The organism is Bradyrhizobium sp. S3.7.6 (assembly GCF_054061875.1).
Genome location: NZ_JBSSEQ010000001.1, coordinates 4,326,194 through 4,339,397 on the forward strand (window position 1 = coordinate 4,326,194; position 13,204 = coordinate 4,339,397).

14 protein-coding genes and 1 tRNA gene are annotated in these 13,204 nt (G+C 65.2%); 11 read left to right on the forward strand and 4 right to left on the reverse strand.

Features of this window, described 5'->3' with window-relative positions:
- Positions 1 to 26: 26 nt before the first annotated feature.
- The 4 genes from ACVJ5M_RS20785 (at position 27) to ACVJ5M_RS20800 (ending at position 4,608) form a co-directional block, all read left to right on the forward strand.
- The gene (locus ACVJ5M_RS20785) at positions 27 to 1,097 is read left to right on the forward strand and encodes a zinc-binding metallopeptidase family protein (RefSeq protein ID WP_063982675.1); all 1,071 of its coding nucleotides are present in this window, start codon (positions 27 to 29) and stop codon (positions 1,095 to 1,097) included.
- A gap of 175 nt (positions 1,098 to 1,272) precedes the next feature.
- Positions 1,273 to 3,288, forward strand: coding sequence for an acetyl/propionyl/methylcrotonyl-CoA carboxylase subunit alpha (locus ACVJ5M_RS20790; protein WP_354099970.1), 2,016 nt, complete (start codon positions 1,273 to 1,275; stop codon positions 3,286 to 3,288).
- Positions 3,289 to 3,445: 157 nt separating this feature from the next.
- Complete coding sequence (locus tag ACVJ5M_RS20795; RefSeq protein ID WP_063982676.1) at positions 3,446 to 4,312, forward strand: isocitrate lyase/PEP mutase family protein; 867 nt, start codon at positions 3,446 to 3,448, stop codon at positions 4,310 to 4,312.
- On the forward strand, positions 4,309 to 4,608 hold the full coding sequence (locus ACVJ5M_RS20800; RefSeq protein ID WP_014494616.1) for an acylphosphatase: 300 nt from the start codon (positions 4,309 to 4,311) through the stop codon (positions 4,606 to 4,608). The genes ACVJ5M_RS20795 and ACVJ5M_RS20800 overlap by 4 nt, the downstream gene beginning before the upstream one ends.
- Before the next feature lie 67 nt (positions 4,609 to 4,675).
- On the opposite strand, the gene ACVJ5M_RS20805 is transcribed toward ACVJ5M_RS20800, so the two are convergent.
- Complete coding sequence (locus ACVJ5M_RS20805) at positions 4,676 to 6,196, reverse strand: PAS domain-containing sensor histidine kinase (protein ID WP_231142144.1); 1,521 nt, start codon at positions 6,194 to 6,196, stop codon at positions 4,676 to 4,678.
- 151 nt (positions 6,197 to 6,347) lie between these two features.
- Here ACVJ5M_RS20805 and ACVJ5M_RS20810 point away from each other — a divergent pair, with 151 nt between their 5' ends.
- From ACVJ5M_RS20810 to ACVJ5M_RS20825, 4 genes are read left to right on the forward strand one after another with little or no spacing between them, the layout of a single operon-like run.
- Complete coding sequence (locus ACVJ5M_RS20810) at positions 6,348 to 6,905, forward strand: GbsR/MarR family transcriptional regulator (protein ID WP_063982678.1); 558 nt, start codon at positions 6,348 to 6,350, stop codon at positions 6,903 to 6,905.
- Positions 6,906 to 6,921: 16 nt separating this feature from the next.
- Positions 6,922 to 7,587 (forward strand): DUF4166 domain-containing protein, encoded by a 666-nt coding sequence (locus ACVJ5M_RS20815; RefSeq protein ID WP_063982679.1) that lies wholly within the window; start codon positions 6,922 to 6,924, stop codon positions 7,585 to 7,587.
- Complete coding sequence (locus ACVJ5M_RS20820) at positions 7,584 to 9,020, forward strand: TIGR01777 family oxidoreductase (RefSeq protein WP_354099971.1); 1,437 nt, start codon at positions 7,584 to 7,586, stop codon at positions 9,018 to 9,020. The genes ACVJ5M_RS20815 and ACVJ5M_RS20820 overlap by 4 nt, the downstream gene beginning before the upstream one ends.
- A 9-nt stretch (positions 9,021 to 9,029) precedes the next feature.
- Positions 9,030 to 9,461, forward strand: coding sequence for a hypothetical protein (locus ACVJ5M_RS20825; protein ID WP_063982681.1), 432 nt, complete (start codon positions 9,030 to 9,032; stop codon positions 9,459 to 9,461).
- On the opposite strand, the gene ACVJ5M_RS20830 is transcribed toward ACVJ5M_RS20825, so the two are convergent.
- Positions 9,458 to 10,309: a LysR family transcriptional regulator gene (locus ACVJ5M_RS20830; RefSeq protein WP_063982682.1), complete on the reverse strand. Its 852-nt coding sequence runs from the start codon at positions 10,307 to 10,309 to the stop codon at positions 9,458 to 9,460. The two genes, ACVJ5M_RS20825 and ACVJ5M_RS20830, sit on opposite strands and share 4 nt — an antisense overlap.
- Before the next feature lie 113 nt (positions 10,310 to 10,422).
- On the opposite strand from ACVJ5M_RS20830, the gene ACVJ5M_RS20835 reads away from it, so the two are divergent.
- On the forward strand, positions 10,423 to 10,845 hold the full coding sequence (locus ACVJ5M_RS20835; protein WP_354099972.1) for a tautomerase family protein: 423 nt from the start codon (positions 10,423 to 10,425) through the stop codon (positions 10,843 to 10,845).
- 45 nt (positions 10,846 to 10,890) lie between these two features.
- Here ACVJ5M_RS20835 and ACVJ5M_RS20840 read toward each other — a convergent pair whose 3' ends face one another.
- Together ACVJ5M_RS20840 and lipB are read right to left on the reverse strand one after the other, a co-directional pair.
- A complete protein-coding gene (locus ACVJ5M_RS20840; protein WP_354078185.1) occupies positions 10,891 to 11,604 on the reverse strand; it encodes a DNA helicase in 714 nt (237 codons plus the stop codon).
- Positions 11,605 to 11,803: 199 nt separating this feature from the next.
- Positions 11,804 to 12,541 (reverse strand): lipoyl(octanoyl) transferase LipB, encoded by a 738-nt coding sequence (gene lipB, locus ACVJ5M_RS20845; RefSeq protein WP_283016791.1) that lies wholly within the window; start codon positions 12,539 to 12,541, stop codon positions 11,804 to 11,806.
- A gap of 82 nt (positions 12,542 to 12,623) precedes the next feature.
- On the opposite strand from lipB, the gene ACVJ5M_RS20850 reads away from it, so the two are divergent.
- Both ACVJ5M_RS20850 and ACVJ5M_RS20855 read left to right on the forward strand, forming a co-directional pair.
- The gene (locus ACVJ5M_RS20850; protein ID WP_015685538.1) at positions 12,624 to 12,866 is read left to right on the forward strand and encodes a FliM/FliN family flagellar motor switch protein; all 243 of its coding nucleotides are present in this window, start codon (positions 12,624 to 12,626) and stop codon (positions 12,864 to 12,866) included.
- Between the two features lie 218 nt (positions 12,867 to 13,084).
- A tRNA-Leu gene (locus tag ACVJ5M_RS20855) sits at positions 13,085 to 13,169 on the forward strand.
- Positions 13,170 to 13,204: the final 35 nt, after the last annotated feature.

Consider the following 13,204-nt stretch of genomic DNA (forward strand, 5'->3'; position numbering starts at 1 on the left):
GACTCCCTTCCCGAAGAGGCTAAATCTTGAAGCTCTTTGTCTGCCAGGACTGCGGCAACGTCCTCTATTTCGAGAACCGCGCCTGCGAACGCTGCGGCCACCGCGTCGCGTTCCTGCCGGAGAAGGAGACGATGTCGGCGATCGAGCCCGACGGCAAGGCCTGGATGACGCTCGCCGACAAGGGCAAGGGGCGGATGCTCTGCCGTAACGCCGAATACGACGCGTGCAACTGGCTGACGGATGCGGGCGATACCACCGGCTATTGCCGCGCCTGCCGCCACAACGGCATCGTGCCCGATCTGTCCGATCCGGTTCAGCTTGCCGGCTGGCGCGAGTTGGAGGTGGCGAAGCACCGGCTGTTCTATTCCCTGATCCGCTGGAAGCTGCCGCTCCAGACGCGGCAGGAAAATCCCGAACATGGGCTGATCTTCAATTTCCTCGCGGACGATCCGAACAGCGGGCAGAGGATCATGACCGGCCACGATAACGGCCTGATCACGATCGCGCTGACCGAGACCGACGAGATCGAGCGCGAGCGGCGCAGGCTCGAGATGGGCGAGCCCTACCGCACGCTGCTCGGGCATTTCCGCCACGAGGTCGGCCACTATTTCTGGGACGTGCTCGTGCGCGAGGGCGGCAGGCTGGAGGAATGCCGCGCGGTGTTCGGCGACGATTCCGCCGATTACGGCCAGGCCTTGCAGCTCCATTATGCCGAAGGCGCGCCGCCGGACTGGCAGCAGACCTACGTCTCGGCCTACGCCACCACGCATCCCTGGGAGGATTTCGCCGAGACCTGGGCGCACTACCTCCACATCGTCGATACCCTGGAGATGGCCTCCGAGTTCGGCATGGAGGTGCGCCCCAGGGTCGATCGCGACGGGGAGTTGACGGCGCGCATCCGTTTCAACCCCTATGAGACGAGGGACGTCGAGGCGCTCGTCAATGCATGGCTGCCCTTCACCTTCGCCATCAACAGCGTCAACCGCGCCATGGGGCTGCGCGATCTCTATCCGTTCATCCTGTCTCCGGCGGTGGTCGGCAAGCTGGGCTTCATTCACTGCCTGGTCCGGGACGTGGCCAAGGCCGCGAAGCCGTAGGTCCGCTCATGGGCTGACCAGGCCGATTTCGGTCTTGCGCTGGTACGCCAGAGGGCGCGGATTTAGACCGTTGCCTCCGGCCGATTTTGATGTACCACGGGGGTCACACGGCCCGTCCCCGCAGGCCCCAACGGCCAGGGAAGGGTCCCGCCCAAGGTCGAGACTCAAGAAAAGCATGTTCAAACGCATTCTGATCGCCAATCGCGGCGAAATCGCCTGCCGGGTCATCAAGACCGCTCGCCGCATGGGAATTCAGACGGTTGCGGTCTATTCCGAGGCCGACCGCGATGCCCTCCATGTCGAGCTGGCCGACGAGGCCGTGCTGATCGGCCCGCCCGCAGCCTCCGAGAGCTATCTGGTGATCGAGAAGATCGTGGAGGCCTGCCGCAAGACGGGCGCCGAGGCCGTGCATCCCGGCTACGGCTTTCTGTCCGAGCGCGAGGCGTTTCCGCGTGCGCTGGAGGCCGCCGGCATCGTCTTCATCGGCCCGAACCCGGGCGCGATCGCCGCGATGGGCGACAAGATCGAATCCAAGAAGGCCGCCGCGAAGGCCAAGGTCTCGACCGTGCCGGGTTATCTCGGCGTCATCGAGGACGACAAGCACGCGGTGAAGATCGCCGACGAGATCGGCTATCCCGTGATGATCAAGGCCTCCGCCGGCGGTGGCGGCAAGGGTATGCGCATCGCGCATTCGAGGAGCGAGGTTGCCGAGGGTTTCAACCTTGCCAAGGCCGAGGCGAAAGCCTCGTTCGGCGACGACCGCGTCTTCGTCGAAAAGTTCATCGTCGATCCCCGCCACATCGAGATCCAGGTGCTGGGCGACAAGCACGGCAACGTCATCTATCTCGGCGAGCGCGAATGCTCGATCCAGCGCCGCAACCAGAAGGTCATCGAGGAGGCGCCGTCGCCGCTGCTCGATGAGGCCACCCGCCGCAAGATGGGCGAGCAGGCCGTCGCGCTGGCAAAGGCGGTGAATTATGACTCCGCCGGCACCGTCGAATTCGTCGCAGGGCAGGACAAGAGCTTTTTCTTCCTGGAGATGAACACGCGCCTTCAGGTCGAGCATCCCGTCACCGAGCTCGTCACCGGCATCGACCTCGTCGAGCAGATGCTCCGCGTCGCCGCCGGCGAGAAGCTCGCGATCACCCAGAAGGACGTTACGCTCACCGGCTGGGCGGTGGAATCCCGCCTCTACGCCGAGGACCCGTTCCGTAACTTCCTGCCCTCGATCGGGCGCCTCGTGAAGTATCGGCCGCCGGCCGAAGCCAGCCAGGACGGCATCACCGTGCGCAACGACACCGGCGTGCAGGAGGGCGGCGAGATCTCGATCCATTACGATCCGATGATCGCCAAGCTCGTCACGCATGCGCCGTCGCGCGCGGCCGCGATCGAGGCGCAGGCCACCGCGCTGGATTCGTTCTATGTCGAGGGTATCAGGCACAACATCCCGTTCCTGTCGGCGCTGATGCACCATCCGCGCTGGCGCGAGGGACGGCTCTCGACCGGTTTCATCGCCGAGGAATTCCCCAAGGGCTTTGCTGTGCGCGTGCCCGAAGGCGAGGTCGCGCGTCGGATCGCGGCGGTCGGCGCCGCCATCGACCACGTGCTCGGCGAGCGCAAGCGACAGATATCGGGCCAGATGGGCGGCCGCATCGTGCAGCGCGAGCGTCGCCGCGCGGTCTGGCTCGACCGCCAGGAGATTCTGCTCGAGGTCGGACGCGAGGGCGAGGCGATCGCGATCCGGTTCGTCGATGCCGAAGGCAAGGCCGGCAACGCGCATCTGCTGCAGTCGCCGTGGAAGCCGGGCGATCCGGTCTGGCAGGGCACCATCGACGGCCATTTCGTCGCGGTGCAGGCGCGCCCGATCGCCAACGGCATCCGTCTGGCGCATCAGGGCGTCGAGGTGCCGGTCTATGTCTGGACCGAGGCGGAAGCAGCCTCGGCGCGGCTGATGCCGGTGACCACGGCCTCCGACAGCGGCAAGAAGCTGCTCTGCCCGATGCCGGGCCTTGTGGTCTCGATCGCGGTGACCGAAGGGCAGGAGATCAAGGCCGGCGAGACGCTCGCGGTGATCGAAGCCATGAAGATGCAGAATGTGCTCCGCGCCGAGCAGGACGGCACGGTGAAGAAGATCCACGCCAGCGCGGGCGCGACGCTCGCGGTGGACGCGCTGATTCTGGAGTTTGCGTAAAGCAAGTGAGTGGGGCCCTCACTGGCCCCACCAACACCGTCATTGCGAGCGCAGCGAAGCAATCCAGACTGCCTCTGCGGAAAGATTCTGGATTGCTTCGCTGCGCTCGCAATGACGGAGTATGTTGCGGCTGCGTCGCAACAGTTGAGAGGGCACCATGGCCTTTCGTTCCCGCCGAGAAAAACTGCGTTCGATCCTGACGGGCTCGACCTGCGTTCATCCCGGCTCGGTCTATGACGCGATCTCCATCCGTATCACCGAGGATCTCGGCTTTCCGCTCGGCATGTTCGGCGGCTCGGTGGCCTCGCTCGCGGTGCTCGGCGACCCCGATGTCACGCTGATCACGCTCACCGAGCTTGCCGAGCAGATGCGGCGGATGTCGCGCGCGGCGACGCTGCCGGTGCTGGTCGATGCCGATCACGGCTATGGCAATGCGCTCAACGTGCGCCGCACGGTGCAGGAGCTGGAGACCGCGGGCGCCGCCGGCCTCACCATCGAGGACACGCTATTGCCGGCCGCCTTTGGCGAGGCCAAGACACAGCTGATCTCGCTGGAAGAAGGCGTCGGCAAGATGAAGGCGGCGCTGGATGGCCGCAGCGATCCCTCGCTCGTCATCATGGGCCGCACGGGAGCTGCCTCGGTCACCTCGATCGAGGATGCGATCCGCCGCGCCAGGGCCTATGAGGCGACCGGCGTCGACGCGCTGTTCTTCACCGGCGTCAAGTCGCGCGCTGAGCTTGAAGCCATCGTAGCCGCGACGCATCTCCCCATCGTGCTCGGCGGCGCGCCGGACGAGTTGAACGCGATTGACTATCTCGCCAGCCAGCGCGTCCGCATCGCGCTTCAGGGCCACGCGCCGATCGCGGCTGCCATACAGGCCGTCTACGAGACGCAGAAAGCGTTGCGCGAGGGCACGCCGCCGAAGAACCTCAAGGGCCTCCCATCGCCGGACCTGACCAGCCGCGTCATGCGCGAGGCCGACGTCAAGGCGCGCAGCGCCGATCTTCTCGGGCTGAAGAAATGAGCCGGGCGATCCTCCAGGTCATGATCCGCGGCCGCGTGCAGGGCGTCGGCTACAGGGCCTGGGTCGAGTACCAGGCGACAACAAGTGGCCTCGAAGGCTGGGTTCGCAACCGCCGCGACGGCAGCGTGGAAGCACTGTTCGCAGGAACGCCGAAGCATGTCGCCGACATGGTCGCGCTGTGCCGCCACGGCCCGCCGTCATCGCGTGTGGATAGCGTGACGAGCGAGACGGCCGGTGCGGATGAGTTGAACCTGCGGAGGGCAGGGGAAGCGTTTTCGGTGTTGCCGACGGTGTGAGAGCGGATTCTCTTTCCGCGCGGGCGGTGCGCTCCCTCGCCCCGTTCTTACGGAGAGAGGTGAAAAATCACCGCGGCAGCTTCGAGATCGCCTCGCTCAGCTCGTGAATCTCGTAGGGCTTGCGCAGGATCGGGAAGTCGCCGCGGACATCGGCGGCGGCTTCGCTGTAGCCGGTGGCGAGCAGGATCGGCAGGCTAGGGTGGATCTGGCGCAGATGATGGGCGAGACCGAGCCCGTCCATCTTGCCGGGCATCACGATGTCGGTGAACACGAAGTCGACGCCGTTCTTCTCGAGCTCGCGCAAGGCGGACTCGGCGTCGGCAACCCGGTGCACGCGATAGCCGAGCTGCTCCAGCAATCCGATGCTGACGAGCGCGACGTCGGGATTGTCCTCGACCAGCAGCACGGTGCCGCTACCGGGAACCGGCACTGCTTCAGGGATATCGATTGGTGCGGTCGCGGTTTCGCGCGGCAGCAGGATGGTGAAGGTCGTGCCCTTGCCGAGCTCGCTTGTGACCTTGACCGTGCCGCCCGCCTGATGAGCGAAGCCGTGCACCTGCGACAGGCCGAGGCCGGTGCCTTTTCCGACGGGTTTGGTCGTGAAGAACGGTTCGAAGATCTTGTTGACGACGTCGGAGGGGATGCCAAGCCCGGTATCGGCGACGGTGATGGCGACGAACTCCCCGCGGTAGAGCGGATCATCCAGGACGACGTTGCGTGCGCCGACCGTCACGGTACCGCCGTCGGGCATGGCATCGCGAGCGTTGATGACGAGATTGAGCAGCCCCGTCTCGAGCTCGGAGACATCAGCCTTGACCGACCAGACCTCGCGGTCGATGTCGAAGGCGAGACGAACGGCGCTCCCGACGCCGGCGTGAAGCACTTCGCGGATCGCCTCGATGCGGTCGCCGAAGCGGATCGCCTGGGGATTGACGCTCTGCCGCCGCGCGAAGGTCAGGAGCTGGGCGGTCAGTGCGGCGCCGCGCTTGGTTGCGGTCTCGATCGCGGACATCGCGCGCTGAATCTTGGCGTCGTCCTCATCGCGCTTCTTGAGGATGTGAAGGCTGCCGCTGATGATCATCAGGAGATTGTTGAAATCGTGCGCGACGCCGCCGGTGAGCTGCCCGAGCGCATCGAACTTCTGCGACTCGGCAAGCTGCCGCTGCATCGCTTCGAGCTTGAGCTGCGAATTGCGCCGCTCGGTGATGTCGCGGGTGATCTTGGCGAAGCCGACCAGGCTGCCGTGCTCGTAGATCGGATCGATGATGACGCTCGCCCAGAAGAAGGTGCCATCCTTACGAACGCGCCAGCCTTCCTCCTCGTAGCGGCCATGGTCTCGCGCGATGCCGAGGGCACGCGCGGGCTTGCCGTTGGCGCGGTCGGTCTCGGTGTAGAAGCGCGAGAAATGCTGGCCGACGATCTCTTCGGGCGAATAGCCCTTGATCCGCTCGCCGCCGATGTTCCAGCTCGTGATGATCCCGGTGGGATCGAGCATGTAGAGCGCGTAGTCCGCGACTCCTTCCACCAACAGCCGAAAACTGCGCTCGCTTTCGAACAAGTCTCTCTGTTGACTGGACTTTGTCGTCATTCTCAACCCGCCTGGAACCGGGGCAAACGCCCGGAAGGGTATTTGGTTCCCGTTCTCTGGGTCGTTTTTAGGCAAATATGACGGACGGTATGCAGGACGCAAGCCGCCGAGCGCTCTTGACAATCAGTCGCGCTCGTCAGACATTTCTGTCATGACAGAAATAACCGGAAAGAAGAAACTGCCTGCCGCCGTCGAGCGCTTCATCCTGCATTGGGGCGACATGGGGGACGGGTGGGGCGTCAACCGCTCGGTCAGCCAGATCCACGGGCTGCTTTATCTCGCCGAGGCGCCGATGACGGCCGAGGACATCGCCGACACGCTCGGCATGGCGCGCTCCAACGTCTCGAACTCGCTGAAGGAGCTGCTCGCTTGGAACCTGATCCGGCGGGTGCCGATCCTCGGCGACCGTCGCGACCATTACGAGGCCGAGACCGACATCTGGGAGGTCGCCGCGAGAATCGCGGCACGGCGCAAGGAGCGGGAGCTCGATCCGGCGATCACGGCGCTCCGGGCCTGCGTGTCCGATGCCGCGGACGATCCGACCATCAATCCGGTCGCAGCCAAACGGCTGAAGGAGATGCTCGCCTTCACCGAGCTCGCCGACCACTGGTTCATGCAGATGCTGAAGGTGCCGCGGCCGCGGCTGGTCGCCCTGGTGCGGCTTGGCGAGAAGATCGCCAACCTGCTGCCGCTGGGCAAGGCCAAATAGCGTTGAGGAGGGTGCGATGACGTCGGCTCGATTATCAGGCTCCAACGCATCTCCCTCAGCTCACGTCAAACTACTCGACGACCGCCGCTTCCGCGCGTTGCTGTCGGACGAGGATTGGGGCCGGCTGCCGCTCGCGACCTGGCGGCGCTTTTCGAAACGGGTCGCTGATGGCGACAGCGTCGTCTATGTCGCCGTGGTCGACGAAATCAGCTTCAGCGACATCGGCTGGTGGTTCGCGCAAGCCGCCCGCCTGATCGGCGGACCGCTGCCGACCGGCCGCGACACCGGTGTGCCCATGATCGTCACGGTCACCGAGGACGGCGGCACCGGCGGCCAGACCTGGACCCGCATCTGCGCGCGCAAGCGCGGCTTTCCGCAAGTGATCCATTCCGCCAAGCGTTTCGCCGGTCCGACCGGGCTCGAAGAGTATGTCGGCTTCGGCGTCTCGATGGCGCTCCGCATCGCGGTCGAGGGACAGGCGCTGACCTTCCGTAGTGCCGGTTACGGACTCCAGCTCGGACGCTTGTGGATCCCGCTGCCGCAATGGCTCACGCCCGGCGATCTCACGGTGACGCATAGCGATCTCGGCGAGGGCGCCTTCCGTTTCACCCTCGATGTCACTCACCCGCGTTACGGCGTGCTGATCCACCAGTACGCCGTCTTCAGGGAGGCCGTATCATGACGCCGCTGTTGTGGATCCTCATCGCCATCCAGATCGTGATGGGCGTGTTCGACACTTTCTATCACCACGAATTCACCGAGCGCCTGGCCTGGCGCCCGTCGCAGCGCTTCGAATTGAAGCTGCACGGTATCCGCAACATGCTCTATGCGCTGCTGTTCCTGCTGCTCGGCTGGTTGGAGGTTTACGGCGTGCTGGCGATCCTGATCGTGGCAGTCCTGGTCGCCGAGATCGTCATTACGCTGATGGATTTCGTCGAGGAGGATCTGAGCCGCAAACTGCCGCCGAGCGAGCGGATTAACCACACGCTGCTTGCGATCAACTATGGCGCCATCGTGGTGCTGCTGCTGCCGGTGCTGATCGAATGGGCGATGCAGCCGTTCGGCGTGAGTGTCGTGTATCAGGGCCTGCTCAGCATCGCCGCCACTGCCTGCGCAGTCGGTGCAGCGCTCTGCGGCGTCAGGGACTTTGCGGCGATGCGCCGGCTCGGCCGCATGCGAAGCGTGCCCGCGCACGGGCTCGTCGAGAAGCTCGCCGGCCGCAAGACCGTGCTGATCACTGGCGCCACCGGCTTCATCGGCAGCCGCCTTGCCGCGAGCCTCAGCGGGGCAGGGCACGACGTCATCGCACTGATCCGCAACCCCGCGAAGGCCGAGATGCTGCCGCCGCCGGTCACGCTGATCACCAGCCTCGATCAGCTCGCATCGGACACGCCAATCGACGCCATCGTCAATCTCGCTGGCGAGCCGATCGGCAACGGCCTCTGGACCGAGGCAAAGCGCGCGAAAATTCTCGGCTCCCGCATCGACATGACCGGCGAGGTCGTCAAACTGATCGCGCGGCTCGAGCGCAAGCCGGAGGTCCTCGTTAGCGGCTCTGCGATCGGCTGGTACGGCCTGTGGGCCGATCAGGTGCTGACGGAATCGGCGAAGTCACATGCGTGCTTCAGCCACGAGCTGTGCGCGGCGTGGGAAAAGGCGGCGCGGCCGGCGGAAGAGCTCGGCGTCCGCGTGGTCTGTTTGCGCATCGGCCTCGTGCTGGGCACCGAAGGCGGCTTCATCACGCGGATGCTGACGCCGTTCGAGTTCGGCCTCGGCGGTCCGCTCGGCACCGGGCGGCAGTGGATGTCCTGGATCGAGCGCGACGATCTGATCCGGCTGATTGCCTATGTGATGGCGACGCCTGATCTCACTGGGCCCGTCAACGCCACCGCGCCGATCCCGGTCACCAACGCAAAGTTCACCGAAGAGCTCGGCCGCCGTCTGCACCGGCCCGCGGTGTTTCGTATCCCCGGCGGCCTGTTGCGCCGGATCGGCGGCGGCTTTGCCGACGAGCTTCTGCTCGGCGGCCAGCGCGTGCTGCCGAACAAGGCGCTGAGCCGCGGGTTTGTGTTTCGGCATGAAACGCTGCGCAGCGCGTTCGAGGCGATCCTGTGAGGTGATGTCATGGCTTGCGAGACCTGCGCCCGGACGACACGAGGCTGGTTGGGCGGATGCCTGACGGCGACGGCCGTTATTCAGCTGTTCTTTCTGTTCATCCTGGCGTTGGCTAGTGCCAATCGCGTCACCCCAATGTCCCCGTGGGATTTTGTCTTCGCGATCTTGATCGGCGTGCCACTGATCCTGTTCTTCGTTTGCGTGCTCAGCGGCATTCCGTCGATCGCCACGATCTGGCTGAGCGAACGGCTTTGCATCCGCTCGCTTGTGTTCTTCGTGCTTGCCGGTGGTTTGATCGGGTCCGCGAGCCAGATGGTGCTTTACAGGTCTGTCAATGAATTGGGTTGGCTATACGTCACCGCCGGTTGCTTCGCCGGGCTGAATTATTGGTGTATCGCAGGCAGATATGCGGGCGCGGAGACGGAGCAACCTAAGAGCTAAGCCGCCGCGCTCCGGAACGTCGCAGCGACCGCGCGCAGCGCTGTCAGCTTGGCGGGATCGCTGACCTTCGAATGCAGCATTACCTTCGAGCTGCCGAGCTTCGGCAGCTTGTGCGCAGGCCCGATGTCGATCAGCCCGGGAGGCGCGATCCGCCGCGCCAGCGGTGCGATCGCAAGTCCGGCAAGCGCAGCCGCAACGACCGCCGTAACGCCGCCGCCGACAAAGCGTTCGCGCCAGGCGATGCCGGCCTTGTCGAGCGCGCGCACGGCGATGGCGCGGACGCCGCAGGGCGGGGCGAGGGTTGCGAGCGGCAGCGGCTCACCCTTCGGCAGGGTGAAACGTCTGGCCGCGAACCAGCCGAACTCGTCTTCGGCCAGCTTCTCGCCGCCGCGGCGGCTGCCTTCCTGGCGCACGATCACGGCATCGAGCTGACCTGCGTCATAGGCGTCCTGCATCTCGCGCGAGAAGCCGATGGTGACGGCGAGGGTGAGGCTTGAGGACATCGCGTGCAGGCGTTCGAGCAGCGGCACCAGCTCGGGGCCCGCGGCGTGATCGGAGATGCCGAGCGAGAGCGATTGCGCGGTCGATGTTTCGTCCGACAGCGCGCGGTCATGCGCCTCCATCAGCGCGCGGGCGCGATCGAGGAACGCGGCGCCGTCGGCCGTGAGCCGGACCGCCCGCGGCGAGCGCTCGACGAGGCGTTTTCCCAGCAGAGCCTCCAGCCGCTGAAGCTTGAGGCTGACGGCGGCCTGCGTCGTGCCGAGTGCTTCGGCGGCGCGCGTAAAACTCTGGAGGTCGGCGACCAGCAGGAAGGCCTTGATGGTGGCGATGTCGAGCGTTGCTGTCATTATGAAGTGTTATCACTGGTATCAACAGAGATAAGATACCAAAATGACAGAGCAAGGTCTACCTTCTCATCAACGCCGCGCAAACTCCGCGCAGCATCTTGAGGAGAACCACCATGCCCCTGATCACCGTGTCCTACACCACCTCCCGCCAGTCGCCGTCGCTGAAGGCCGATATCGCCAACGCCGTGTCCGAGCTGACCGCAAAGATCCTGCACAAGGATCCCAGGGTGACCGCCATGATCGTGAAATCGGTCGACGCAGGCGACTGGTTCGCCGGCGGCAAGTCGCTCGCCGAGCAGAAACTGGCCAGCTACTGGATCGACATCCATGTCAGCGAAGGCACCAACACCAAGGACGAGAAGGCGGCCTATCTCGCCACAATGTTCAAGCGCATGGCCGAGATTTTGGGCCCGCTGCATCCCGAGACGTATCTGCATGTCGACGAGGTCAAGGGCGACGCCTACGGCTTTGGCGGCCTGACCCAGGAGCGGCGCTACATTGCCGGCAAGCTCGAAGTTGCGTTGCAGGCAGCTTGAGGTCGCAAGCCGCGGGTGAAGAAACTCACCCGCGGGCTGAAGCCATCAGCCCGCCGCGCGGAACTGGACTTCGGCGTTGTTGATGAAGCACGTCTTGTCGAACAGCTTGAGGTCCAGCGGGTTCGGCAGCCTGATATCGTCGAGGTCTGGGCACGGCTTGACCGACGGATCATAGGATCGATCGATCTGCGAGATGAAGACGACGATCAGCCCCGCGTCGCGCGCGAAGGATTTCAGCGCGCGCACCTGAACAGCGAGATCAGGATTTTCCCGCCTCTGGTCGAGCAGTTGCAGATAGTCGATCACCACGACCGTGCCACGAGGCGCCGCGGCCATCTGCTTGACGACGTAGTCGGCGCTGATGGCGTCGGAGCAGTCGATCTCGAACATCTCAGCGAATTGCGCGGGGTCCACGCCAATCGCCCGCAAGCGGTCGAAGACGTCTTTCTCGGTGTATTCGAGCGAGAAGAACGCAGCGCGATGGCCCGACTTCATGGCCTCCACCGCGAGTTCGAGGGTCATCAGGGTCTTGCCCTGGCCGGGGCGCGCGCCCACCAGCACCAGATCACCCGGCCGGAATTGCGGGAACAGGCGATTGGCGGGCGTCAGTGCGGCGGCCTTTGCCGCGAGCATGCTCCAGGCGGAAAAGCCTTCCGTCGCGGCGATGCGGTCAAGCGCGTCGTGGAGCGGAATGCCTTCCTCGCGGGACAGGCGCTTCGCCTTGCGCTTCAGATGATAGATCGGCGCAGAGAGTCTCATCGTTAAAACCTCCCATTGCGAGCAGAAAGCGCAATCCCTCCTTATGCCTGGCGCTCGAACAGTCGGTCCGATGATCATTCGCCCGGCATGATGTCTGCTTTCCCGGCGGAGGGGGGAGGCGTGGGCGGCACCTGAAACGAGCATAGCCGATTCCACCACAAGCGGAGAATATGCGCCGGTCAGGCTCGAACAGGAAAAGTTAGACCGCCGCTTCCGCCACCAGCGCGCGGGTTGGTCCGAACAGCTCCTCGAACGCCTGGCGCAGCGCCACGTCGACATCGGCCATGGTCACGAGCTGGCCGAGATCGACCAGCGAGGTGACGCCGTAGCGGGGGTCGGCGACGCCGCAGGGCACGATGCCGGCGAAATGGGACAGCTCCGGCTCGACATTGATGGCGATGCCGTGGAACGAGACCCAGCGCTTCAGCCGCACGCCGATCGCCGCGATCTTGTCCTCGTGCTCGGGCCCCTTGTCCGGGCGCTTCACCCAGACGCCGACCCGGTCCTCGCGCCGTTCGCCGCGGATGTTGAAGGCGGCGAGCGTCCGCAGGATCAATTCCTCCAGGCTCGCGACATAGGCCCGGACATCCGGCCGGCGCCGCTTGAGGTCGAGCATGACATAGGCCACCCGCTGGCCGGGCCCGTGATAGGTCAGCTGCCCGCCGCGCCCAGTGGCAAAGGTCGGGAAGCGGGGATCGAGCAGGTCGGTTTCCTTGCCCGAGGTGCCGGAGGTGTAGAGCGGGGGGTGCTCGAGCAGCCAGACCAGCTCGGGCGCCTCGCCGGCGGCGATCTGAGCGACTCGCGCCTCCATGGCGGCCACGGCCTCCGGATAGGGCACCGGCGCGTCCGAGATCCGCCACTCCACGGGCTCGCCGGTGGAGGCGGAAAACGACGTCAAATCGAGGTCTTGGCGGGGGTTTTGAGGCGAATTAACCATTGGCTAACCATAACGTGGTGATCATCTGGGGAGCAAATGCCAAGTCCTTTGGCTTAAGTCCCAAGTTGCGGCGGTCCTGACAGTGCCCACTCTCGATAAAGTCACCGTGGATCTCATGGTCGTCCTCGGGACGACCACCATGCCGATCCATCAAGTATTACGTCTTTCCCGCGGCGCCATCATCGAGCTGGACGCAACCGAGGCCGACGAGGTCAAGGTTCTCGCCAACAATCTGCCGGTCGCCTCCGGCGTCGTGCTGGTCGACCGCAACCGGATCGCGGTCGAGGTCAAGCAGATGCTGCCGCGCACGACGGGCACGCGTTAGCGGCCCGGGCACGCGGTAGCGGCCCGGGCACGCGGTAGCGGCCCGGGGTAGCCGGCAGGGCCGGGGCCCTCGATAGGGCCGATCCGGGCAGGGGTCCGGATTTTTCCTGCCAAGCTTGTGGAATTCTGGGCCTTTGCAGGCTTGTACCCCTCTGATGGATTTGTTAGATCGGCGCCGTTGATCCGGCAGGCCTCAAGCCCTAAGCCGGCATCCCCAAAGCGCTCGTGGCGGAATTGGTAGACGCGCTGCCTTGAGGTGGCAGTGAGTAAAATCGTGGGGGTTCGAGTCCCTCCGAGCGCACCAACCTCGAAAGCCGATCGATGGAGAGACCGGCTCTG